Source organism: Vibrio sp. 378, assembly GCF_033339435.1.
The window spans coordinates 1-718 of sequence record NZ_JAWOUO010000528.1; the positions used below are offsets into that span (position 1 = coordinate 1).

The following is a 718-nucleotide window of genomic DNA, read 5'->3' on the forward strand; positions in this document are numbered from 1 at the left end:
GTCGAGATCTCGGAGATTTACAGCCCACCGAAAGAGGTAGATAAATCGGTCAGCGGCTTTGTGATCAGTTTGGCGCAGGCAGTTGGCATCGTAATTATCGTATTGCTGTTCTTTATGGGGCTGCGCTCGGGTCTATTGATAGGCCTGATCTTGCTACTCACGGTTTTAGGTACGTTCATCTTCATGAAATATCTCGCGATTGACTTGCAGCGCATCTCTCTGGGTGCGTTGGTTATCGCACTCGGTATGTTGGTGGATAATGCCATCGTGGTGGTGGAAGGGATATTAATCGGCACTCAAAAAGGGCGAACGCGATTACAAGCTGCGACGGATATCGTCACTCAAACCAAATGGCCGCTATTGGGTGCAACTGTAATTGCGGTAACGGCATTTGCGCCAATTGGTTTGTCTGACGACTCCACGGGTGAGGACTGTGGCACCTTGTTTACGGTGCTGCTGATTTCCCTCATGCTGAGTTGGTTTACCGCTATTTCGCTAACGCCGTTCTTTGCCGATATTTTCTTTAAGGGGCAGAAAATTAAGCAAGGTGAAGGTGAGGAAAACGACCCATATAACGGCATTATTTTTGTGGCATATAAAAAGTTTTTAGAGTTTTGTATGCGTCGCGCGTGGTTAACGGTCGTGGTTTTGATTGTTGGGCTTGGTGCAAGTGTGTATGGGTTTACCTTGGTAAAACAATCATTTTTTCCATCTTCAA

1 protein-coding gene is annotated in these 718 nt (G+C 46.7%); it reads left to right on the plus strand.

The genetic code is table 11. The features are described 5' to 3' along the window. A partial coding sequence (locus tag R7Q48_RS27335; RefSeq protein ID WP_318133398.1) for an efflux RND transporter permease subunit occupies positions 1-718 on the plus strand: 718 nt, incomplete at both ends.